The organism is Bacillus sp. FSL W8-0116 (assembly GCF_038003825.1).
GTDB classification, from domain to species: domain Bacteria; phylum Bacillota; class Bacilli; order Bacillales; family DSM-4216; genus Bacillus_O; species Bacillus_O smithii.
Window position 1 is genome coordinate 3,342,013 of record NZ_JBBOPY010000001.1, and the last position, 23,864, is coordinate 3,365,876.

Genomic DNA, 23,864 nt, shown 5'->3' on the forward strand with positions numbered 1-23,864 from the left:
CTAATGGAATCATCATGTACTTGGAAGAACAACGGCTTACGAACTGCGTTGTTCTTTTTTTGTACCCATCTCGGGTGCAGATTATCGTTTTGATCCTATTTCGGATTCTGCAGGCAATTTTTACAAGAGTACATTTCTCATATCTTTTTTTAAAAAATGAATTGGTTCTCGACATTTGTATATTTGAGGGCAAAGAATGGCGGGAAAAATCATGATTTCAAAGATAAAAGAAATGGAATAAATAGTGACAATGGAAATATGATTATAGTTAATAGGGCGTCTCCATCAATGGAAGACGAAGACCAATTTTAAAAAACGAAATTCGGAATAATCATAAAAAAGAATATAGCAGAAAAGAGGTTCAACAATTATGAAAATGCTTTCGTTTTAGGACGATGAGGTGGAGCTCATAATAGAGTCGATTCATACAATCGAACACGTTCATGTAATAAAATACCTAAAAGAATAATCGAAATGTCGAAAGAATTAGGGTTATTTGGATAGAGCATTCCGCAAGAATATGGAGGACTTGGTATAAACATGGTTGGCAAGCGTGTTCTTTATGAAAAAATAGGCGGCAACACATAACGGTTATACGACACTCATTGGAGCCCACACAGGAATTGGAACAGTCGGGATTGTAGAAATAGGAACGGAAGAACAAAAAAGAAAATATTTACCTGATATGGCTAGCGGTGAACGAATCGGAGCTTTTGCACTTACAGAGCCTGAAGCAGGGGTGAATGCAGCGAACTTAAAAACAACGGCGGTAAAAAAAGGCGATAAATATATTTTAAACGGGATAAAACATTATATTACGAATGCAACAGAGGCAGATATTTTTACAGTGATGGCCGTCACCGATCCATCAAAAGGAGCGAAAGGAATCACAAGTTTTATTGTCGAAAAAGACTTCCCAGGGTTTCACGTAGGGGCGGTTGAAAACAAAATGGGATTGCGCGGCTCTCATTCTGCGGAAATTATTTTAGAAGATTGTGAGGTACCTGTACAAAATGTTCTTGGAGAAGAAGGTCAAGGATATGTGAACGCCTTAAAGATTTTAGTGAATGGCGGGCAGGCTTAGCGGCCAGAAATTTTGGATCCTGTCAAAAACGGCTGGATATGTCTATATATCATGCGTCTGAACGAATTCAATTTGGCGTGCCGATTATAGAAAGCGATTGCTCATATGTTAGCAGAAATGGCGATGGAAATCGAAGTGTTAAGATCTTTTACGTATAGAGTCGCTTGGATGGTAGACAAAAAAATGAAAGTCATTAAAGAAGCGGCTATGTTGAAATTATATGGCTCTGAAGTTTATAACCGTGTTGCGGATAAAGCTGTACAGATTCACGGTGGACTAGGATATATGGCCGACTATCCGATCGAGCGATTTTATTAGTGAGCTGTTTTTTGAAGATATAGATAAGAAGCGAGGGAGACAAATGTCTCCTTTTTTTATTTTAAGGATATTGGCGATGCAGAAGCTTGTACAGAAAGAAAATCGGTTTTTGCCAAACTTACGTAAGAAGCCATTGGTATTCATTGGATTCTTTTTTGGTACGCGGTTCGCAGCGGAGATAATACAAAATTGAATGAAAATTAAATTTTTGCAAAATTTTATTGTAAAACAAGAGTGAAAAATGTATAATGTCTATTATACAAAAACAAATGTACACCATAAAAATACACGGGGTGAAAAATAGATGAAAGAGAGTATCTCAATCGGTCTCCTAGGTCTGGGAACAGTTGGATCGGGTGTAGTGAAACTCGTTCAAAACCATCAAGAACAGCTCGTTCATCAACTTGGTTGTTCCTTGACCATCCATAAAGTGCTTGTGCGGGATATAGAAAAAGAAAGAGAAGTTGACATTCGTAGAGAAATTCTGACCACCGATTATAAAGAAGTCGTGCTCAATCCTGAGATTGACATCATTGTAGAAGTGATGGGCGGGATTGAAGACACGAAGAAATATATTTTAGAAGCTTTTCAAGCGAAAAAACATGTAGTAACCGCCAATAAAGACTTAATCGCCCTTTATGGTTCCGAATTGCAAGATGCCGCGACGGCAAATGGTTGTGACTTATATTATGAGGCGAGTGTCGCCGGAGGGATTCCCATTATCCGCGGTTTGGCAGACGGTTTAGCTTCTGACAAAATCGAAAAATTGATGGGGATTGTGAATGGAACGACCAATTATATTTTGACCAAAATGGATAAAGAAGGTCTATCTTATGAAACGGCTTTGCAAAATGCACAGAAACTTGGATATGCCGAAGCAGATCCGACCGCTGACGTAGAAGGACTTGATGCGGCCAGAAAAATGGCCATTTTATCGAGATTGGCGTTTTCCATGAATATCGACCTTGAAGACGTAGAAGTGACCGGCATTTCGAAGGTGACAAAAGAAGACTTAAAATATGGCGATATGCTCGGCTATACGATGAAATTAATCGGATATGCCCATCAAGTAGACGGAAAAGCGGAAGTCAGTGTCCAGCCGACGTTCTTGTCCAAAAACCATCCGCTTTCCTCCGTGAACGATGAATACAATGCGGTTTATGTTTACGGGGAGGCGGTGGGAGAAACGATGTTTTACGGACCGGGTGCCGGAAGTTTGCCAACCGCAACATCGGTCGTCAGCGATATCGTGGCAGTTGTGAAAAATATGCGCCTTGGAGTAAACGGGAAAAACACGTTGTTGCCGCAGTATGAAAAAAACTTAAAGAAAGCGGATGAACGTCTTGCCAAGTATTTTATCCGCCTTCATGTCCGTGATGAAGTGGGAGCTTTTTCTGAACTGACAAAATTATTTTCCGCTTATTCGATCAGCTTTGAAAAAATTCTCCAACTCCCGCTGGAGGAAAAAGGGCTGGCGGAAATTGTGATCGTCACGCATAAAGCAACGATGGAAAATTACCAAAGTGTATTGCAGCATATTCGAGATTTATCGGTCGTGAAAGGAATTCAAAGTTTTTATCGAGTGGAAGGAGACGGTTTAAAATGAAATGGGAAGGATTGTTAAAAAAGTATAAAGAATTTTTGCCGGTTACAGATCAAACCCCTGAATTAACCTTAATGGAAGGCAATACACCGCTTATTCCTTTAAAACGTTTGTCCCACCAATTAGATTGCCAGCTCTTTGTGAAAGTGGAAGGGGCGAATCCAACGGGATCTTTTAAAGATCGGGGAATGGTGGTGGCGGTAGCCAAAGCGAAAGAAGAGGGGAGCCAAACGATTATTTGCGCTTCGACCGGAAATACTTCCGCTTCGGCTGCGGCTTATGCGGCAAGGGCGGGATTAAAAGCGGTGATTGTGATCCCAAATGGAAAAATCGCTCTAGGAAAACTAGCTCAAGCGATGATGTACGGAGCCGAGATTGTGGCCATTGAAGGAAACTTTGATGAAGCGTTGAAAATGGTGCGTTCTATGAGTGAAAACTCTCCTATTACCTTAGTGAATTCGGTGAATCCATACCGGATTGAAGGACAAAAAACCGCAGCGTTTGAAATATGTGAACAATTAGGCAAGGCTCCGGATATATTGGCGATTCCGGTCGGTAATGCCGGAAACATTTCGGCCTATTGGAAAGGCTTTAAAGAATTTCATGAGAAACGGAAAACGGGATTGCCGAAAATGCATGGATTTGAAGCGGAAGGAGCAGCAGCGATTGTGCAAAATAGAGTGATTGAACATCCGGAGACAGTCGCGACCGCTATCCGAATCGGGAATCCTGCGAGCTGGGAAAAAGCAGTGAGGGCTCGCGATGAATCCAACGGGAAAATCGATTTTGTAACGGATCAAGAAATTTTAGAAGCATTTCAACTGTTGGCGAAAGAGGAAGGCCTTTTTGCCGAACCAGCTTCAGCAGCATCGATTGCCGGCATCATAAAACAGCGAAAAACGGGTGAAATTCCGGCCGGAAGCACTATCGTTGCCATTTTGACAGGCAATGGACTGAAAGATCCTGAAACCGCTATTCAATGCATTCAAAAGAAACCGGTCGTCCTGCCGAATGAGGAAAAGGCCGTATTTGAATACATTGAAGGGGTTGTACATGCATGAGTTCTTCGATGACGATCACTGTGCCTGCCAGCACGGCAAACTTGGGGCCGGGGTTCGATTCCATCGGCCTCGCTCTTTCAAAATATTTGAACATTCAAGCGAGTAGAGGAGATCATTGGCATTTTGAGCATTTAAGCCCGGAGTTGAAAGAGCTGCCAAATGATGAATCTCATTTCATTTGCCAAATGGCTCAAAAAACCGCAGCTATATTTAAAGCTACTCTTCCCCCTTTAACGATCAAAATGCAAAGCGATATTCCGTTAGCAAGGGGATTAGGCAGCAGTGCGGCGGCGGTTGCAGCCGGCATTGAACTGGCCAATCAATTTTGTGGTTTATCTCTTTCAACCGAAGAAAAAATGCAAATCGGTACTCGAATGGAAGGGCATCCGGATAATATAGGCGCCTCGATTTACGGTGGCCTAGTCATCGGCGTCTATGATGGCGAGAAAACAAAATTAGTCCATATCTCCTCATTAGACGTGGATATTGTCGTTTTGATCCCTTCCTATGAATTGAAGACAGAAGAAGCTAGAAAGGTCTTGCCGAATGTATTGGAAAGAAAAAAAGCGGTTCAGGCGAGCGCGCTTTCTAATGTCTTTTTAGCGGCGTTGTTAACCGGAGATTACGAGTTGGCTGGAAATGTGATGGAAAAAGATCTTTTTCATGAACCATACCGAATCCATTTGATTGACCGCTTTGAAGAAATGAGGAAATGCGCCCGCAATAACGGAGCTTTTGGAACGGTCATAAGCGGGGCGGGGCCAGCGGTTCTTTCTTTTTCGGAAAAAGGAAAAGGCGAGAAATTGGCGCAGTCTCTTCAAGCCCGATTTTGGGACTGCGAAATCGAATTGTTATCCGTTGATCAAAACGGAATTCAAGTATCAGAATCAAGTTTTCATTCTGATCGTTTAAGTTCGTAAAAATGGGGCTCACTCGTTACAAAAAAGAGTGAGCCCCATTTTGGTTTGCATGATAGTGGGTTATATAGCCACTGCGGAATCTAGAACAAAAGGAAAAAAGCGGCCTTTGATTTTGTTCGTTGATTTGTCATCGGCTGGTTAAGCGATCCGAAGCTTCGTCCTTTTAGTAGGAAGTCCATCAATAGAATAAATAGGATCCGAAAGGAACGGGAATAAAAAGAAACCAGCCTTTTAAAGGGAAAACTTTCATCGAGGAGGCATTTGTTGTTTTAAATGAATAGCCTTTTGGACAGTCATGATGAAATCACTTTTTTATTTTCTTTTTATTCTTTATAATCTAAATTATTGTAAAATGATGTAGTCCATACTTTTTATTATGGTGAAACAAAATTTGTTTGAAAGAGGCAACAAAGTGAATCAAAATCAATCGTTTCGACTGCTTTGGATTAGCCAATCTATCGCTAACTTAGGGGATTCATTCTATATATTAGCTATTGTGACTTTCATTTATAATCGAACAGGTTCAGCTGCTTTCGCAGGGCTTTTTCCCATATTGCGGGTATGTGCGCAGGCGATAAGCGGCTTGGCAGCACCTTTGCTTATGGATCGCTTGCGGCTTGGCACTCTTTTATGGATGGCTGAAATGGGTCAAACCATTTGTTTCGGATCGATGTGTATTCTCTATTTTTTCTTGCCTTCCCAATGGTTGATTCCAGCGGTTCTGTTTTTAGTATTTGCCATTTCGATGCTGCATGGCTGGGCCATTCCGGTTAGAAATGCACTTGTCCCTCGCCTGGTTCCTTCTCATTTATTAGTGAAGGCCAACAGTTTACTGGCTACCTCGGATCAAATTGTATTGCTGGTTGGCTGGTCATTAGGCGGGATTTTGGTTGCCGAATGGGGAGTCATACGAGTGTTGGAAATAACTGCCATCATGATGTTTTTCTCTACTTTGGCTCTCCTTTTTGTGAAAGATCCTTCCGCGAACGTTTCTGCCCAGCCAGAAAGTCAAAAACGATGGGATCGTATGAAAGAAGGATGGATCACGATCTGGGAGAATCCGATCCTCCGTACTTTATCTTTCATGGAAATCATCAGTGGACTTGGAGAAAGTATATGGGCCGGATCCATTATTTTAGTGTTTGTAAAAGAAGTACTACATAAAGGAGAGGATTGGTGGGGGTTTATCAATGCCAGTAATTTTGCTGGAACCATACTAGGAGGACTGCTCATTTGGAAACTGTCCAAAAAGATTGAAAATCGCATGATGTTCACTATGTTGATCAGCTCTTTCAGTATTGGCATTTTGACAATGGCCTTTGCCTACTCATCCAATCCGTGGTTTGCTTTAGGAGTGGCTTTGATTATGGGGCCGCCCTATCAAGCGCGAAGCATTGCGCAAAGGACTCTTTTACAATTTCATACATCCGAAGAGTTATTACCAAAAGTGTTCGCTGCTTTTGGAACCATCCTCTTTGTCACATTTGGATTTTCGGTTCTGTTAATGGGCTGGATGGCAGATCGATGGGGGATTCGTTTTGTTTACATGTCGACAGCCGGATTATATGTTTTATCAGCTTTTTTGACTCTGATGATGATGAAAAAAGCATCCAGGTCGATTCAAACGCAGAAAGAAGAAAGATATATGAATAAGATTGAATGATCGGACGGTTCAGGGGAGGTGAATAACATGATTGATTGAAAAAATATAGACAGAAAAAGGGTGAAATGAAATGATGGTAATAAGAATTGCCTGTTGACGTTAGGTAAGCATTTAGATACTTGAGAAAAAGTTTCCCTTGACTAAAATTTTTTCTGTAGTACAATAAATACGAGAAACTTTTTCTGTGTGTTTGCATATATTGGGTTCTAAATGTGGAGTAATTTTTTTACCTCAAAAGTTTCCTTTGTGCAAAATGTTTAGTACAAACCAAAAACGAGGTGATGATGATGATGGGTAATGAAGCGAAAAAACTGTCGCTGGCTGCGGATGAAGGCTGGAGAAAGAAAAGGACACAACCGACGTTGCCTGAAGTCTATCGAAGTTTGCGTATTCCAAAAACCGGTTCTTGGATAAAAAAGTTTCTTGCGTTTGCCGGACCAGGATACTTAGTGGCAGTGGGTTATATGGACCCAGGTAACTGGGCGACTGATATTGAGGGTGGTTCCCAGTTTGGATACACGTTGCTTTCTGTGATTTTGCTCTCCAATTTAATGGCTATATTGCTTCAATCATTAGCTGGAAAGTTGGGAATTGTAACGGGTAGGGATTTGGCTCAAGCGTGTCGAGATCATTATAGTAAGCCTGTGGCTATGATCTTGTGGATTTTATGCGAGTTGGCGATCGCGGCTTGTGATTTAGCGGAAGTGATCGGTTCAGCCATCGCTTTGAATTTATTGTTTGGAATTCCGTTGCTGTATGGTGTCATGATTACGGCCTTGGACGTACTCGTCGTATTGTTATTGCAGAATAAAGGTTTTCGTTATATTGAAACATTGGTGATTATTCTCATTCTAACCATTGGTGCTTGCTTTGCGACTGAATTTTTTCTTTCAAAACCAGATGTGGGGGGCGTATTAAAGGGGTTTGTTCCAAGCAAAGAGATCATAAGCAATCCATCCATGCTCTATATCGCAATCGGTATTTTAGGCGCAACCGTCATGCCTCATAATCTTTATTTGCATTCTTCTATTGTGCAAACAAGACAATACGAACAAACCAAATCGGGGAAACGGCAAGCAATTAAATATGCTACTTGGGATTCAACCATTGCTCTTTTCTTCGCTTTATTTATCAATGCTTCTATCCTGATTGTTTCGGCTGCTACATTTCATAAAGCAGGGATGACGAACGTGGCGGAGATTGGAGATGCTTACCACTTGCTTTCTCCACTGCTTGGAACAACGCTTGGAAGCATTCTGTTTGGGGTTGCCTTATTGGCTTCCGGCCAGAACTCGACGTTGACAGGTACTTTAGCTGGTCAGATTGTAATGGAAGGTTTTCTTAATATCCGACTTCCCGGCTGGTTAAGAAGGCTGATCACTCGATTGATTGCCATTATTCCGGCGGTCATTGTAACGGCCATTTACGGCGAAAGCGGTACGGCTCAATTGCTTATTCTAAGCCAGGTGATTCTTTCTTTGCAGCTCTCTTTTGCAGTCGTTCCTCTTGTTCAATTCACGAGCGACAAAAAGAAAATGGGGGAATTTGCTAACCCATTATGGTTAAAAGTTCTCGCCTGGATCGTTGCGATTGTGATTATCAGCTTAAACGCCTATTTATTGTTTCAAACATTCTTTCATTAAAGACCGGCTTCTAAATTTTCTTTTAAAAGCAAACTGATATACTCTCTTAATATTAAAATCTTTTTTACTAGATAACTCTAGCCATTCTCCTAAACATTTGAATCATCTCGACACAAAAAAATCCGCTTGATGGCAAGCGGCAAAAAGAGAAAAGGATGAGGAAACCTACTACTTACGATATTCATGCCCAACATATAGTGGGAATGGAATATTCTCTACTATATGTTGTGTTGATTGAATTGTAACAAATGAATGACAATATTTCAATGTTTTTTCAGATAAATATTGAAAAATTTTTCAATAAAAACTATTAAATTTACCTTTTGATTGTAAATATCCCTATAAGCGGATCTCATCTTGTCCATTTTCAAGTGAGATTCGATTTGAATGGGTCCTGATTATGCGGAAAAGTGGAAATTCAGCCGTTTAAGAGAGAATTTTCTGCTCATATTGGATTTAGGTTCAATTTCTGTTTGACATTTTAAAAGAGTTTTATTAACATATGCCTTAAGAAAAATGAACGGAAATCAGCGATGAGGAAGAAGAGTAGCTTATCGTTTCTGCTCAGAGAACCGGTGGCTGGTGTAAACCGGTGAGAAATGGTAAGTGAATGGGCTTCCGAGCTCCAAACCGAAATGCAGACAAAGTAGGCTTTGGCGGTTTCCACTCTGTTACAGTGGAGGATGGGTAAACGACTGTCCATCCGGTGAGTGGATTGCGTAAAAGCAATCAACAAAGGTGGCACCGCGGGCTCCTCGTCCTTTGTAGATGAGGGGTCTTTTTGTATTTCTCTTTATAAATTGAATAGAGGATAAATCGATGAGCAAGAAGAGTACGTTCAGCCGATTCGTTACAGAGAACCGGGCAAGGTGAGAGCCGGTGCGATACGCTGTTCGGAATGGCCTTGCGAGAGGCGTCCTGAACTTTTAGTAGGGATGCTCGGGTTTCCGCTGTTAAAAGGATAGAGCATCGGAAAAGTTCCTGTGCTCGAAAAGGGGAAGCTTTTGCTTCAATCGAGGTGGCACCGCGGCGTAGTTCGTCCTCCAACCATACAGGCATTCCTGTGTGATTGGAGGACTTTTTTCTTTTAGAAAAGATGAGGAAGGTGAGTCTAGTTGAGTGTAGTGCGAGAAAAGAATTTTGTTATGAAAGAAATTGAGGGGGATCTGCTGACCCCAGTGGCCGTGTTTAAAAAGTTAGATGGACAGAAAAAGTTTTTATTGGAAAGTTCTTTTAAACATGAAGAGAGAGGCCGTTATTCATTTTTAGGCATGAATCCTTATATGGAATTCATTGCGGAAAATGGAAAAATAACGGTTCGTGATCTGATTGCCAAAAAAACGGAACAATCAGAAGGAGATCCTTTTAAAAAGCTGGAAAGCTATTTTCCAAAACAAGATGACGAGAACCTGCCTTTTCCTTTTATTGGAGGAGCTATCGGATACATTGGCTACGATTCCATCCGTTATGTTGAGAACATTGGAAACGTACCTCGAGATACAATTCAAATGCCGGATATGCATTTAATGTTTTATGAAAACGTCGTTGTATTCGATCATCTTCTCCAAAAAGTGTATATTTTGGCAATGAGTTTAAGCCGTAAAAAGAAACCCGAAGAATTGGAGAAAGAAGTCCATCAATTAGAAAAGATGTTGGATCGTCCTGTTTCAGAAGATTCCATTGAAAACAATGTGAAAGTTTCCTTTACCTCTAATGTGTCCAAAAGTGAATATTGCCGTATGGTGGAACGGGGGAAAGACTTCATTCGAAAAGGAGATATTTTTCAAGTGGTGCTATCCCAGCGCCTAGAGGCTCCATATAAGGGGAATCCTTTCGATTTATACAGAAAGCTTCGAAAGACGAACCCGTCTCCCTATATGTATTATTTGGACTTTTCGGACTATATTGTCATGGGCATCTCTCCGGAAAGCTTAATCAAAGTGTCCGGACGCAAATTGATGACGAATCCGATCGCAGGAACCCGTCCGCGCGGCGCAACGGATGAGGAAGATAGAAGATTGGAAAAAGAGCTGCTTTCGGATGAAAAAGAATTGGCTGAACACCGTATGCTGGTGGATCTCAGTCGAAACGATATTGGAAAAGTAGCGGAAATTGGTTCGGTACGCGTGACGAAGGATCAAGTGGTCGAACGATACAAACATGTGATGCACATTGTTTCAGAAGTGACCGGTACGTTGAAGAATGAGGTTCATAGTTTAGAAGCATTGAAAGCGTGTTTGCCGGCCGGAACCGTTTCCGGAGCTCCCAAGATTCGAGCGATGCAAATCATCAATGATTTAGAGCCGGAAAAACGTGGATTATATTCGGGAGCGATCGGATATTTGTCCGCAAGCGGAGACTTGGATTTTGCCATTGCCATCCGCACGATGATTGTGAAACACGAAAAAGCTTATGTTCAAGCCGGTGCAGGCATCGTCTATGATTCGGTTCCTGAGAAAGAGTACGAGGAAACGCTTAATAAAGCAAAAGCATTGCTGGAGGTGGAGTAAATGATTTTATTAATCGATAATTATGATTCTTTTACTTATAATCTTTATCAATTAATCTCGGAATTAGGGAAAAATGTTCAAGTTGTTCGTAATGATGAGATAGCTGTCGAAGATATTGAAAAAATGGAGCCGGAAGCGATTGTGATTTCGCCAGGGCCCGGTACACCGGATAATGCCGGCATATGCCTGGAATTAATCCGCAATTATTACCACAAAATCCCGATTTTGGGCATTTGCCTCGGACATCAAGCAGTCGCTGCCGCTTTCGGAGCGAAGATTATTCAGGCAAAAATGATTAAGCACGGAAAGACGTCGCTTATCCATCATACTGGTCAAAGCATTTTTTCCGGTTTTTCTGAACCTTTGGAAGTCATGCGCTACCATTCTTTAGCTGTTGATGAAAAGACGCTCCCTTCTAAATTCGAGATTTTAGCGGAATCTACGGATGATGAAGAAATCATGGCCATCAAACATAAAGAATATCCCCTTTACGGGCTGCAGTTTCATCCCGAATCCATTGGTACGAAAAAAGGAAAAGAATTGATTCGTCGATTTTTCTTGGAAACAAAAAAGGAGCGGAAGATGAATCATTACTTAAAAAAGCTGTCAGAGCGGCAATCTTTGAATCAAGAAGAAATGAGATCGGCTTCTCGGGAATTGCTGTCAGATGAAATTACAGACAGCGAAGTGGCGGCATTTTTAATGGGGCTAAAAGCGAAAGGAGAAAACGCAGATGAAGTAGCGGCGCTTGTGGAAGTTCTCCGTGAACATGCGCTAGGCATCAAGAAAAAAATTCCGAACGTCATGGATAATTGCGGAACTGGAGGAGACGGAGCCCACAGCTTTAATATTAGTACGACCAGTGCTTTTGTGTTGGCGGGAGGCGGCGTGAAGGTCGCGAAACACGGCAACCGAAGCGTCTCCAGCAAAACGGGCAGCGCCGATGTTTTAGAATATTTAGGAATCTCGCTGGATTTGCATGAAGAGGAAGTCGAAGAGCTGTTGGAAGAAAATCATATTGCGTTTCTGTTTGCGCCGCACGTTCATCCGCACATGAAAAAAATTATGAAAGTGCGCCGCGATTTAAAGATTCCTACGATTTTTAATTTAATTGGGCCGCTGACCAACCCGGTCGATTTAGATAGCCAGCTTTTGGGAATCTACCGAAGGGATATGCTTGAGATGATGGCAGACGTGCTGAATCGTCTCGGAAGAAAACGAGCGGTCGTTCTTAACGGCGCCGGCTTTATGGATGAAGCTTCTCTTTCTGGAGAAAATCATTTAGTTCTTTTGGAAAATGGCCATGTAGAAAAAATGACGGTGACTCCGGAAAAGGTAGACCTGCCTTATTATTCGAATGAAGCTATTGTGGGCGGTGAGGCCAAAGAAAATGCTGAAATTTTAATCGGTGTACTCAAAGGAGAAAAAGGCGCTTATCGTGATACGGTCCTGTTAAATGCCGGTTTAGGCTTTTTTGCGAACGGAAAAGCGGATACCATTCAAGAAGGGATTCGACTGGCGAAAGAAAGCATCGACTCCGGAAGGGCATTATCGGCATTGCAATATTTGATCGACTACAGCGAAAAAAGAAAAAGAGTGGTGATCTAAATGAGCGGAACCATTTTAGACAGAATATTAGAAAAAAAGAAGGATGAAGTGAGAAAACTAAAGGAACAATTCGACGCTGGAAATGAAAGCAAATTTCAAAAAATCCCTTTCTATGATTCCTTTATCCATGCAGACAAAATGAATATTATTGCGGAAGTGAAAAGAGCTTCCCCTTCAAAAGGAAATATCAATCTGGATGTAAATCCTGCTAAACAGGCAAAACATTATGAGGCGAGCGGGGCGAATGCCATTTCCGTTTTAACCGACGAACCTTTTTTTAAAGGAACATTAGCAGACTTAAAAGCAGTTCGCGATGTAGTGGGTTTGCCGATTTTGTGTAAAGATTTCATCATCGACCCCATCCAAATAGATGCCGCCAAACAGGCTGGAGCCAATGTGATCTTGTTGATTGCGGCCGCTTTGGATGATGAGAAACTGAAGTCTTTGTACGAGTACGCCTACAAGCAAGATTTAGAAGTTCTGCTAGAAGTGCATAACGAGGAAGAAATGGAGCGGGCGCTTGTTTTGAATCCCTCTGTCATTGGCGTCAATAATCGCAATCTAAAAACGTTTGAAGTAGACTTAGGGGTCACGGAACGACTGTTGTCTCGATTTGGAAAGAATCATGACCGCATTTTTATAAGCGAGAGTGGAATCAAGACGGCGAAAGACGTAGAGCGTGTGCAAAAAGCAGGAGCTAAAGCGATTTTGGTCGGGGAAACGTTGATGCTGGCAGATGACATTCAACTAACGATGAATCAACTAAAAGTCCGTTTGAGGTGAAACCGATGTTTGTGAAAATTTGCGGAATAACGGATATAGAAACAGCGTTATTTGCCGCTGAATGCGGGGCGGATGCCATTGGCATGGTGTTTGCGAACAGCAAAAGGCGAGTTTCCTTAAAGAAAGCGAAAGAAATATCCAAAAGCTTGCCGAAAAGTGTTTGGAAAATCGGCGTCTTCGTCAATGAAGATCCTGATATTGTTCGAAACATCGCAAAAGAAGCAGATTTGGATTTTGTTCAGCTGCATGGGGAGGAGACTCCGGAATACTCGAGATCTTTAGGTGTTCCTGTCATTAAAGCCTTTGGGTTGAGCAAAGAGACAAACGAACGTGAGATGGCAGACTTTCCGGCTAGTTATTTGTTGGTAGACAGCCCAAAGGGAGCTTATTATGGAGGAAACGGAAAAACATTTGATTGGAGTTTAATAGAAGAAAAACGATTGAAAAAAGAAAATTTGATCATTGCCGGTGGGTTAAATCCGGAAAATGTTCAGCAAGCCATTCAAGCCATACAGCCATTTGGTGTCGATGTGTCAAGCGGCGTAGAGACGGAGGGGCGCAAAGACCGCCGGAAAATCAAATTGTTTATAGATGAAGCAAAAGGAGTGCAAAAAAGATGAGCATGTATGTTCAACCAGATGAAAAAGGATATTTTGGGCCGTTTGGAGGCCGCTTTGTTCCGGAAACGTTAATGAGAGCTGTCCAGGAATTGGAAATCGCTTATGAAGAAGCGAAAAACGACGAAAACTTTTTGCAAAAGCTGCGCTATTACTTAAAAGAATACGTAGGGCGACAAACGCCGCTCTACTATGCTAAAAATCTAACGGAAAAACTCGGAGGCGCGAAAATCTATTTGAAGCGCGAAGATTTGAACCATACGGGAGCCCATAAAATCAACAATACGATCGGGCAGGCGCTTCTTGCGTTGCGAATGGGAAAAAGAAAGGTGGTAGCAGAAACAGGAGCAGGCCAGCACGGTGTAGCGACGGCGACCGTTAGTGCCCTGCTAAATATGGATTGTATCATCTTTATGGGGGAAGAGGATGTTCGCCGCCAGAAGCTGAATGTGTTTCGAATGGAGCTTCTTGGCGCAAAAGTTGTCAGTGTGCGTCAAGGAAGCGGCACATTGAAAGACGCGGTTAATGAAGCGCTTCGCTACTGGGTGGCGAATGTGGAAGATACTCATTATATTATGGGATCGGTTCTTGGCCCTCATCCATTTCCAAAAATAGTACGCGATTTTCAAAGTGTAATCGGAAAGGAAACAAAACAACAAATCATCGAAAAAGAAGGAAAGCTTCCGGATGCTATTGTAGCCTGTGTCGGTGGGGGCAGCAATGCGATGGGGATGTTTTACCCATTTTTGGAAGATGAGTCCGTCCGCTTGTTCGGTGTCGAGGCAGCCGGAAGCGGACTAGATACCGGCAAACATGCTGCTACACTCACGAAAGGATCAGTCGGAATTTTACACGGGTCGAAAATGTATTTATTGCAGGATGAAAATGGGCAAATTCAGGAAGCCTACTCCATTTCAGCGGGATTGGATTATCCCGGAGTAGGTCCCGAACATAGCTTGTTAAAAGAAATCAAAAGAGTCCATTATACATCGGTGACCGATCAAGAAGCGCTGGAAGGATTTCAAACGTTGACGAAAACGGAGGGGATTATTCCGGCGTTGGAAAGTTCCCATGCGGTGGCGCATGCATTGAAATTAGCGCCGACGATGAAGCCGGAAGAAGTGTTGGTGGTTTGTTTGTCCGGACGAGGAGATAAAGACGTTGAAACGGTTCAAGCTGTGTTGAAAGGGGAAGAAAAATGACGGCTCTATCGATTGCAGAAGCATTTCATCAATTAAAACAAAACAACGAAAAAGCGTTTGTTGCGTATATCATGGCGGGGGACGGGGGTTTGTCCAGTTTAAAAGACAAGGTGCTCTTTTTGGAAAAAGCCGGTGCCAGCATGGTAGAAATCGGCATTCCTTTTTCTGATCCCGTTGCAGACGGCCCAGTCATCCAAGAAGCGGGAAAACGGGCGCTGAAAGAGGGAGTGTCGCTTGCAAAAGTGCTTGCTGAAATTGCCGCTTTTCGTTCTAGTGTCACTATTCCTTTGATTGTGATGACGTATATAAACCCTGTGTATGCATATGGAATCGAACGCTTTGTCAACGATTGCGCCAAAGCGGGCGTCAACGGAGTGATCCTTCCTGACGTTCCTTTTGAAGAACAGGGAATCCTTTCTCAAGAACTAAAAGAAAAGAATATCGATTTGATTCAACTCGTTACGTTGACGAGTCCAGAAGAGCGGAAAAAGAAGATTGCCCAAGCCTCCAATGGATTTCTATATGCAGTGACGGTGACGGGAATCACAGGACAAAGAAATAAATTGCCGGAGGAATTGTCCGGGTATTTAGAACACTTGAAAAAGATAAGCCCTGTTCCGGTGCTAGCCGGTTTTGGCATTTCCAATCACCGTCAAGTAAAAGAAGTCGGTTCCTATTGCGACGGGGTCATTGTTGGAAGCAAAATTGTCGATCTGTTTCATCAAGGAAAAGAAGAAGAAATAATCGAACTGATTGGCAAGAAAACGGAATCGATTTTTTAAACGGAGATGCATCGTCTTAAATACATTCTAGCAGCGATGTCGAAAAATGTCCGTCAGACGGAAAAAAGACGAAGAAACGGTTTTAAGAGATCTGGGTTTCCAGGTCTCTTTTTTGTGGAAAAGTGGAAAATGGAGGTTTATTTTTCTAAAATAGGGAGAAAGACGAAAAAGGAGCCGGTGGAATCATGGATGAACGAAAAATTCCGTTGCTAGTAGCAAAACGATTTTTTAACGAACGGTATTATGACCAATCCGCCCAAACCGCCTATTATTTCATGTTGTCGTTTATTCCGTTTTTAATGTTTATGTTTTCGCTCATTCGCTTTTTCCCTATCAACCAAAACGACTTTTTGGAGATCATTGAGCCCTATGCTCCGAAAAATACTTATGCATTTATTCGCCAAACGGTCGATCAAATCATGAACCAACAACCATCCCATGTTTTTTCATATAGTTTGATCGCCTCTTTTTGGATTGCCTCCGTGGCCGTTCAGTCGTTAGTCCGTTCATTAAATGATGCCTACCATATACGGAGGCGTAAATCATTTTTAGGAGGCCTTGTCAACGACCTTGTTTTAACATTCGGCCTAATGGCGATGTTGACTTCTTCCTTGTTCTTGCCCATTTTGGAAAATATCGTTCTGAGGATGTTCGATCAAACGATTTCTTTTCCGTTTAATTGGTATTCATGGTGGTATATTTTAAGATGGGGCATAGGAACGGTATTTCTTTTCGGTTTTTTTCTCTTTTTTTATCATGCTGTTCCGAGCAAGCTCGTTTTATGGAAAGAGGCTTTGCCAGGTGCGATTTTTGCAACTATTGGTTGGCAAGGAGCCTCTATTGGTTTCGCTTTCTACGTCAGTTTAGGGGGATATACCAAAATTTACGGTCAATTAGGAAGTATTATCGTTCTTCTTATTTGGTTTTATTTAACGGCGGCTGTCATTTTGATCGGCGGATTATTGAATGCAACCATTTTGGAGCATCCTGTTTCAGAAAAATAAAGATAAAAGGTCCGAGCGCTCTGAAAAAAGTGATTGTAGCTGTTGCCGGGATTCAAGCTGCATTTTTGTTTTTCTTATGAGACCCTAACGAATGTTTATTGATACTGTTTTCGTTTGACCGTGAGCCAAGGACGCTCGTCTTCCCAATGGACGCGAACGGGAATGGAAAAAGCTTCTGACAACACGTCGTCGGTCAGTACATCCTCTTTTGCTCCCGCAGCGATGACACGACCGTTTTCCAGAACAAGGACGTGGCTGATCGTTGGGATGATTTCCTCGATATGGTGGGTTACGTAAAAAAGGTGGAGCTTCTTTTCTATGATAGTTTCTTGAACGGCGTTCAGCAATTCTTCGCGAGCACGGATATCCAATCCGCTGCATGGTTCGTCTAAAATGAGGATTTCAGGATTAGCCATAAACGCTCTGGCGATAAGGACACGCATTTTTTCTCCTTGGGAAAGAGATTGGTAAGCGCTCCCTTTTAAATAGCCGATTCGGAATTGTTCCATGAAAGCATCAGCTTGATCCAAGTCTTCATGGCTGACTTGTTCGTACAATCCGATGGAAGCAAATTTTCCGCTCAAAACGATTTCTTCTACTGATTCATTTTTCAAAACATTATCAAAGCGACTAAGCGAATGGCTGACGATTCCGATTTTTTTTCGCAGTTCGGGGATATTCGTTTCGCCAAAACGTTCCCCCAAAACGACAACTTCTCCTTTCGTAGGATACTGGTAGCCGCAAACAATATTCAATAAAGACGTTTTTCCAGAGCCGTTTAACCCGAGCACCGCCCATTGTTCTCCGGATGAGATCTCCCAGTTGATCGAGTCCAAAATGGTTCGGTTTCCTCTTTGCCAACTTACATTCTTAAGCGAGACGAGTTTTTTCATCGTTTTTCCCCTTTTCCAACCTTCATTCAAAAAAAATTGTAGCAAAAAAGATTTGTAATTAAAAGAAAATTCCATTAAATAAAAGGGGGTCCTCCAACGGTAAAGCATATTCAAATACTTTAAGAAACAGGGCCAACTAACTGTTTCACATGATTTGTCATTTACTTTCTAAAGTAAATATATGGGAGAACAATAACAAAAGGTTCAGAAAAACTTTTCAGTGACCGAAAGATGAAGAGATATTGAAGAATACTACGGAGATTCTTCCTTGTTATTTGGCAAATGAATTTCGGAAATTTGCCAATCTTCCATCCGCAAGAAGCAGATTTCTAAAATACCGTCTTGAAATTCAGCTTTAGCTCCTTTGCGTTTGACAAGCGCTGGTAAAACAATTTCTTGTCGTTCCCCCATTTCCGGGACATTATAAATGATCGCTTTTTGGGAAGTATGATGAATTTTTAAATGTTGCAGCCACTCTTCCTTGAGGCGTAGCCGAAGGAATACATAGTCAAACGTTTCAAAAACCTCGATAGGGATTGGAGGAGAGGGAGGAGATGTTTCTTTTTCTGGAGAAGGAGGATCTTGCTTTTCGAATTGTGAAGAGAATGGATGGGTTTGATGCCAATTAGGAGGGATGGTTTTCTTCATCATTTCTTGTATAAACTGTTCTACGTCGGCTGGGTTGAGTTGTTTCATCCAGTCATTAGAGAGGTTTTCATTCGTAAAAAACCAGTTCCATGGAAACATGCCAATCCCCCTCGAATTCCATATTCGTTCTTCATATCTTATGTCTTGAGCCTAGGAAACGTTCAGATGGTGTTGATTGAGGAGCGGGTAAAAAAGGAAAAAACGGAATAAAACAGAAAAAAAGATAGCCAATTTTATTTGTTCTATAAAAATTAATAATTTTGTCAAAAAGGATTGATTTTTAAAGAAAGAGTAGTAAGATGGTACATGAAAAAAATTAAACTTATTTCAGAAAAAAGGGAATAGAAGGTGAAAAAATTATTTCAGAATAATCAGGATATTGTTACAAATTTCACAAATTGATCAATATGAAAATGAGAAGAACATTGGTCAAATCAATGAAGACAATTAGACGAAAAAGAAAGGATATTCTTTCAATTTTTACTTTAGCGTGGTAAAATGGACTTGTAAGCGTTTTTAATTATTTTTGAAATAATTTATGAATGTGGGATGACGAGAAAATCAATAACAGGACGTTACGGTTGGAGGTTTTGCATGATGAACACACAAACATCAAACCAAAGGGGACCGTGGAACCGCTTTTCTGGGCCTAACCTCGGTTATATCATGGAGATGTATGAAAAATATTTAGAAGATCCAGAAAGTATTGACTCGGATCTTAAAGAATTATTCAACCAGTGGGGAGCGCCGGTTGTTGAAGAGGGATGGGAACAATCTGCACCTAGAACGGGAACGTTTCGTCCGGCTCCGCAAGGACAAGTAGATTATCACAAAATTGTTGCTGCTGTGAAGCTGGCTGATAATATTCGCTTTTATGGCCACCTCGCGGCGGATATAAATCCTTTAAATGATCGAAATAAAGATTCACGCCGAATTGAATTAGAAGAATTTCAACTGACGGAAGAGGATTTGAAAAACATTCCGGTTGAATTTATTTGTCCAAACGCACCTTCTCATGTCCAAAACGGACTCGATGCCATCAATCATTTAAAGAAAGTTTATACGGATAAACTTGCTTTTGAATTTGCTCAAGTTCATGAAATGGAAGAAAGAAATTGGCTTCGTCAAAAAGTGGAATCAGGAAGCTTTTATCCATCTTTAAATAAAGAAGAAAAGATACAATTATTAAAGCGCTTAACGGAAGTGGAAGGCTTTGAAAAGTTTTTGCACCGTACGTTTGTTGGTCAAAAACGGTTTTCTATTGAAGGCTTGGATGTGATGGTTCCACTGATTGACGAGTTAATTCGAAAAGCAGTATCAAAAGGGGCCGAAAGCATCAATATTGGCATGGCCCACCGCGGACGTCTGAATGTGCTGGCTCACATTCTCGGTAAACCTTACGAAATGATTTTTGCTGAATTTCAGCATTCTCCTAGCAAAAAATTAATTCCTTCTGAAGGATCCATCGGAATTACATACGGTTGGACTGGTGACGTAAAATACCATCTTGGCGCCGATCGCCGTGTAAAAGAAAGCAACCAAGGACAAACACGGATCACGTTAGCTAACAATCCAAGCCACTTAGAAGTGGTAGATCCGGTTGTAGCAGGCTATACAAGAGCTGCGCAAGAAGATCGAACTCAACCAGGCTACCCAAAACAGGATGTAAAAAAATCTTTGACGATTATGATTCATGGAGACGCCGCTTTTCCGGGAGAAGGCATCGTGGCCGAAACGTTGAACTTAAGCCGATTGCCTGGATATCAAACAGGTGGTTCGATTCATGTAATCGCCAACAATATGATCGGATTTACAACAGAAAGCTACGATTCTCGATCCACACGATATGCTTCTGATATTGCGAAAGGCTTTGAAATGCCAATTGTACACGTGAACGCAGACGATCCTGAAGCTTGTCTAGCGGCGGCCATTTTAGCTTTTGAATATCGAAATACGTTCCATAAAGATTTTGTAATCGATTTAGTTGGATACCGGCGTTTTGGACATAATGAAATGGATGAACCGATGGCGACAAACCCAACCTTATATAAAATCATACAAAACCATCCAACAGTCCGAGCCATATATGCCGATCAGTTAGTTAATGAAGGGTTGATTCAAAAAGATCTGGCTTCAAAATTTGAAAAAGAAGTTGCGGATAAACTGAAAGCAGCGTATGAAAAAGTGCCGAAGAAGGATGAAAACCCGGATATTGTGATGAATCCGCCTATACAGGTGGAAAACCTTCTGCCTAATCCACAAGAAGAAATTGACGAAAATATATTGAGAGAAATAAACCAACAATTATTAGAATGGCCGAAAGATTTTCACGTATTCAACAAATTAGAGAAAATTTTAAAACGCCGTGAGGGAGTTTTTGAAGGCAAAGGGAAAATCGACTGGGCCCATGCGGAAACATTGGCGTTCGCAACCATTCTACGAGATGGAACTCCTATCCGTCTTACAGGCCAAGATTCTGAGCGCGGTACGTTTGCGCAGCGGCATCTCGTTCTTCATGATATGGAAACAGGTGAAAAATATATCCCGTTGCACCATATTAAAGGTGCGAAAGCTTCATTTGTCGTTCACAACAGTCCTTTGACAGAAGCAGCTGTCGTAGGATTTGAATACGGATATAACGTGTTTGCGCCTGAAACGCTCGTTTTATGGGAAGCTCAATTTGGAGATTTTGCCAATATGGCTCAAGTGATGTTTGATCAATTTATTTCTTCCGGAAGAGCGAAATGGGGGCAAAAATCAGGACTTGTGATGCTTTTGCCGCACGGATATGAGGGCCAAGGCCCTGAGCATTCCAGTGGACGTGTTGAACGTTTCTTGCAGCTGGCTGCCGAAAATAACTGGACGGTTGCAAACTTGACGAGTACAGCTCAATATTTCCATATTTTACGACGTCAGGCAGCCGTTTTGAGAAAAGAAGAGGTAAGACCGTTAGTGATCATGACGCCAAAAAGCTTACTTCGCCATCCTTTGGCTGCGTCTACCGTGGAAGAGCTTGCCCATGGTCATTTTAGTCCAATATTGGAGCAAAGCGGCTTAGGTGAAAAACCAAATAAAGTAGAACGTATTGTTCTATGCAGCGGAAAAATTGCGATTGATTTGGCTGAGCAATTGGATAAAGAAGAAAATCTTGATTGGCTTCATATTTTGAGAGTGGAAGAATTATACCCATTCCCTAGAGAAGAAATTAAAGAAGTGTTGTCACGTTATCAAAATGTCAAAGAACTTGTATGGGTTCAAGAAGAACCACAAAACATGGGTGGATGGTCTTATGTGGATCCTCGTTTAAGAGACATAGCTCCAGAAGGAGTGGAAGTTCGCTATATTGGACGGAGAAGACGTTCTAGCCCGTCTGTTGGAGATCCTGTCGTCCATCGAAAAGAACAAGATCATATTATTAAACAAGCGTTAACAAGACCATAAAACACTTTCATGCCGGTCTTTCCCCTATGGAATATTTACGGGGGAAGATTGCGGATGCCTCCTAGGAATAAAACTTTGACTGGATGGTTTTGTTTTGTCATAGATCCAGGAGGCATATCGTTTCCATTCTCCTTTTTAGGATGATGGTGGTTCTTTTGAATAAAAAAGCTTTGGAAGGAAATTAGGAGGAGGACATCACAGTGGCTGAGATTAAAGTTCCCGAATTGGCAGAATCGATTACTGAAGGTACTATCGCACAATGGCTTAAAAAGCCTGGAGATACGGTTGAAAAGGGAGAATATATTGTTGAATTAGAAACAGATAAAGTAAATGTAGAAGTGATCAGCGAAGAATCAGGAGTTATTACAGAATTAAAAGCGAATGAAGGAGATACGGTAGAGGTTGGTCAAGTGATTGCTGTGGTGGAAGAAGGTGCTGCTGCTCCTGCTCCAGCCCCACAAGAACCAAAAGCAGAAGAACCAAAAGAAGCTCCAAAAGCAGAGGCACCAAAACAAGAAGTAAAACAAGAATCTGCAGCGATCAAAGACGATGGTCCAAAAGAACGGCCGATTGCTTCACCAGCCGCTAGGAAATTGGCCCGCGAAAAAGGAATCGACTTGTCTCAAGTCCCTACAATCGATCCGTTAGGCCGCGTTCGCAAACAAGACGTAGAATATTTTGCCAACCAACCAAAAGCCGAAGCGAAACCTGCGCCTGCGGTTTCGCAAGCAGCGCCTCAACAAAACACAGCAGCAGTTCAGGATGAAAAACCGGTCGTTCGAGAGCGTATGAGCCGCCGTCGACAAACCATTGCGAAACGCCTTGTTGAAGTGACCAATACCGCTGCCATGCTGACAACCTTTAATGAAGTCGACATGACGGCTGTAATGGACCTCCGCAAACGGTATAAAGAAAAATTCATTCAAGAATATGATGTACGTCTAGGATTTATGTCTTTCTTTACAAAAGCCGTCGTGGCGGCATTGAAAAAATATCCTTATGTCAATGCAGAAATTCAAGGCGACGAAATTTTACTCAAAAAATATTATGATATCGGCGTAGCCGTTTCAACAGATGACGGTTTGATCGTTCCAGTTGTCCGCGACTGCGATCGTAAAAACTTCGCAGAAATCGAAAGAGACATTGCAGATTTAGCTGAAAAAGCACGCAATAAAAAATTATCGCTTAACGATCTGCAGGGCGGAACCTTTACGATTACAAACGGCGGAGTATTTGGTTCACTCATGTCCACTCCTATCATTAATGGTAATCAAGTGGGAATTTTAGGAATGCACACGATTCAACTTCGACCAGTTGCCATTGATAAAGATCGGATTGAAAACCGCCCGATGATGTATATCGCCCTTTCATACGACCATCGAATTATTGATGGAAGAGACGCTGTCGGATTCTTGAAAACTGTAAAAGAACTTTTGGAAAATCCAGAATCCCTGCTTTTAGAAGGCTGATCTCTTTTAAAAAATCGATTAAGGCTGAATTTTTATGCGCAGTTTATGAAAGGAAATTCGTTTACTTTGTTTATGCGACCAGACAAAAGATGCCGCCATGAGAGCGGCATCTTTTTGAATGTGCGCCCGGCATGTACATGAACTATAGGGTGTAAGTCCCGAACCCCGAAGACAGAAGTAGAGGTTAGCCAAGAGCAAGGGTGTCCGTGGTGACGCGGAATCTGAAGGAAGCTGGAGGCAAAACACCGGTCCGAGGAACACGAACCTCATATAAGGCTAGGTATGATGGAGTGAGTTTGCATAACAAAACAAAGCTCTTTCTGTCGAAGGTCATATCGAGTAAATGAGGCGGATAGATGGTGTGAAAGTGCATGTACTTACCCGGGGAGGTCTGGCGGATAGGTGAAGTACTCTTCATAACCTACTTAGTGATAAGTAGCTGAACCGTCAGAAGTCAGCAGAGGTCATAGTATTAGTTGGTCTAGAACAACTAAGAAGGACCGAACAATTAAGAGAGAATAGCCCTTGGTATTCAGTGAGTCATGATGAACACAGAAAACGTAGTACCTCACTTGAGGGAGGAAGCGGTGAATCCCGTGGGAGACCTCTTGGAGG

The 23,864-nt window shown here is 41.9% G+C and carries 16 protein-coding genes, 1 pseudogene and 2 other annotated features; of the genes and pseudogenes, 15 read left to right on the forward strand and 2 right to left on the reverse strand.

Annotated features, from left to right (window positions below):
- Positions 1-447: 447 nt before the first annotated feature.
- From N1I86_RS15930 to N1I86_RS15990, 13 genes and pseudogenes are all read left to right on the forward strand, one after another.
- A pseudogene (locus N1I86_RS15930) lies at positions 448-1,399 on the forward strand (acyl-CoA dehydrogenase family protein); the annotation flags it as partial.
- 307 nt (positions 1,400-1,706) lie between these two features.
- On the forward strand, positions 1,707-3,008 hold the full coding sequence (locus N1I86_RS15935; protein ID WP_004439852.1) for a homoserine dehydrogenase: 1,302 nt from the start codon (positions 1,707-1,709) through the stop codon (positions 3,006-3,008).
- A complete protein-coding gene (gene thrC / locus N1I86_RS15940) occupies positions 3,005-4,066 on the forward strand; it encodes a threonine synthase (RefSeq protein ID WP_341097165.1) in 1,062 nt (353 codons plus the stop codon). Before N1I86_RS15935 ends, thrC begins: the two co-directional genes overlap by 4 nt.
- Entirely contained in the window at positions 4,063-4,986 is a 924-nt protein-coding gene (thrB, locus tag N1I86_RS15945; RefSeq protein WP_341097167.1) for a homoserine kinase, read from the forward strand. Before thrC ends, thrB begins: the two co-directional genes overlap by 4 nt.
- A 412-nt stretch (positions 4,987-5,398) precedes the next feature.
- Positions 5,399-6,649 (forward strand): MFS transporter, encoded by a 1,251-nt coding sequence (locus tag N1I86_RS15950; protein WP_341097169.1) that lies wholly within the window; start codon positions 5,399-5,401, stop codon positions 6,647-6,649.
- 290 nt (positions 6,650-6,939) lie between these two features.
- Positions 6,940-8,292 (forward strand): Nramp family divalent metal transporter, encoded by a 1,353-nt coding sequence (locus N1I86_RS15955; RefSeq protein WP_341097401.1) that lies wholly within the window; start codon positions 6,940-6,942, stop codon positions 8,290-8,292.
- A gap of 524 nt (positions 8,293-8,816) precedes the next feature.
- Positions 8,817-9,058: a binding site (T-box leader), on the forward strand.
- A 44-nt stretch (positions 9,059-9,102) separates the two neighbouring features.
- Positions 9,103-9,339, forward strand: a binding site (T-box leader).
- Positions 9,340-9,407: 68 nt separating this feature from the next.
- Positions 9,408-10,802, forward strand: a complete 1,395-nt coding sequence (trpE, locus tag N1I86_RS15960; RefSeq protein ID WP_341097171.1) for an anthranilate synthase component I — start codon at positions 9,408-9,410, stop codon at positions 10,800-10,802.
- Complete coding sequence (locus N1I86_RS15965; protein WP_341097173.1) at positions 10,803-12,410, forward strand: bifunctional anthranilate synthase component II/anthranilate phosphoribosyltransferase; 1,608 nt, start codon at positions 10,803-10,805, stop codon at positions 12,408-12,410.
- On the forward strand, positions 12,411-13,193 hold the full coding sequence (trpC, locus tag N1I86_RS15970) for an indole-3-glycerol phosphate synthase TrpC (RefSeq protein ID WP_341097176.1): 783 nt from the start codon (positions 12,411-12,413) through the stop codon (positions 13,191-13,193).
- Positions 13,194-13,198: 5 nt separating this feature from the next.
- On the forward strand, positions 13,199-13,813 hold the full coding sequence (locus N1I86_RS15975) for a phosphoribosylanthranilate isomerase (RefSeq protein ID WP_004439831.1): 615 nt from the start codon (positions 13,199-13,201) through the stop codon (positions 13,811-13,813).
- Positions 13,810-15,012 (forward strand): tryptophan synthase subunit beta, encoded by a 1,203-nt coding sequence (trpB, locus tag N1I86_RS15980; protein WP_341097178.1) that lies wholly within the window; start codon positions 13,810-13,812, stop codon positions 15,010-15,012. The genes N1I86_RS15975 and trpB overlap by 4 nt, the downstream gene beginning before the upstream one ends.
- A complete protein-coding gene (gene trpA, locus N1I86_RS15985; protein ID WP_341097180.1) occupies positions 15,009-15,794 on the forward strand; it encodes a tryptophan synthase subunit alpha in 786 nt (261 codons plus the stop codon). The genes trpB and trpA overlap by 4 nt, the downstream gene beginning before the upstream one ends.
- Before the next feature lie 185 nt (positions 15,795-15,979).
- Entirely contained in the window at positions 15,980-16,798 is an 819-nt protein-coding gene (locus N1I86_RS15990) for a YihY/virulence factor BrkB family protein (protein ID WP_341097183.1), read from the forward strand.
- A gap of 95 nt (positions 16,799-16,893) precedes the next feature.
- Here N1I86_RS15990 and N1I86_RS15995 read toward each other — a convergent pair whose 3' ends face one another.
- The gene (locus N1I86_RS15995) at positions 16,894-17,691 is read right to left on the reverse strand and encodes an ABC transporter ATP-binding protein (protein ID WP_004439819.1); all 798 of its coding nucleotides are present in this window, start codon (positions 17,689-17,691) and stop codon (positions 16,894-16,896) included.
- A gap of 252 nt (positions 17,692-17,943) precedes the next feature.
- Positions 17,944-18,438 carry a hypothetical protein gene (locus tag N1I86_RS16000; RefSeq protein WP_004439817.1) on the reverse strand — a complete coding sequence of 165 codons (495 nt, stop codon included), beginning with the start codon at positions 18,436-18,438 and terminating at the stop codon, positions 17,944-17,946.
- 498 nt (positions 18,439-18,936) lie between these two features.
- Here N1I86_RS16000 and sucA point away from each other — a divergent pair, with 498 nt between their 5' ends.
- Positions 18,937-21,780, forward strand: a complete 2,844-nt coding sequence (gene sucA, locus N1I86_RS16005) for a 2-oxoglutarate dehydrogenase E1 component (RefSeq protein ID WP_040342098.1) — start codon at positions 18,937-18,939, stop codon at positions 21,778-21,780.
- 200 nt (positions 21,781-21,980) lie between these two features.
- On the forward strand, positions 21,981-23,249 hold the full coding sequence (gene odhB, locus N1I86_RS16010; RefSeq protein ID WP_004439811.1) for a 2-oxoglutarate dehydrogenase complex dihydrolipoyllysine-residue succinyltransferase: 1,269 nt from the start codon (positions 21,981-21,983) through the stop codon (positions 23,247-23,249).
- The last annotated feature ends 615 nt before the right edge of the window (positions 23,250-23,864 follow it).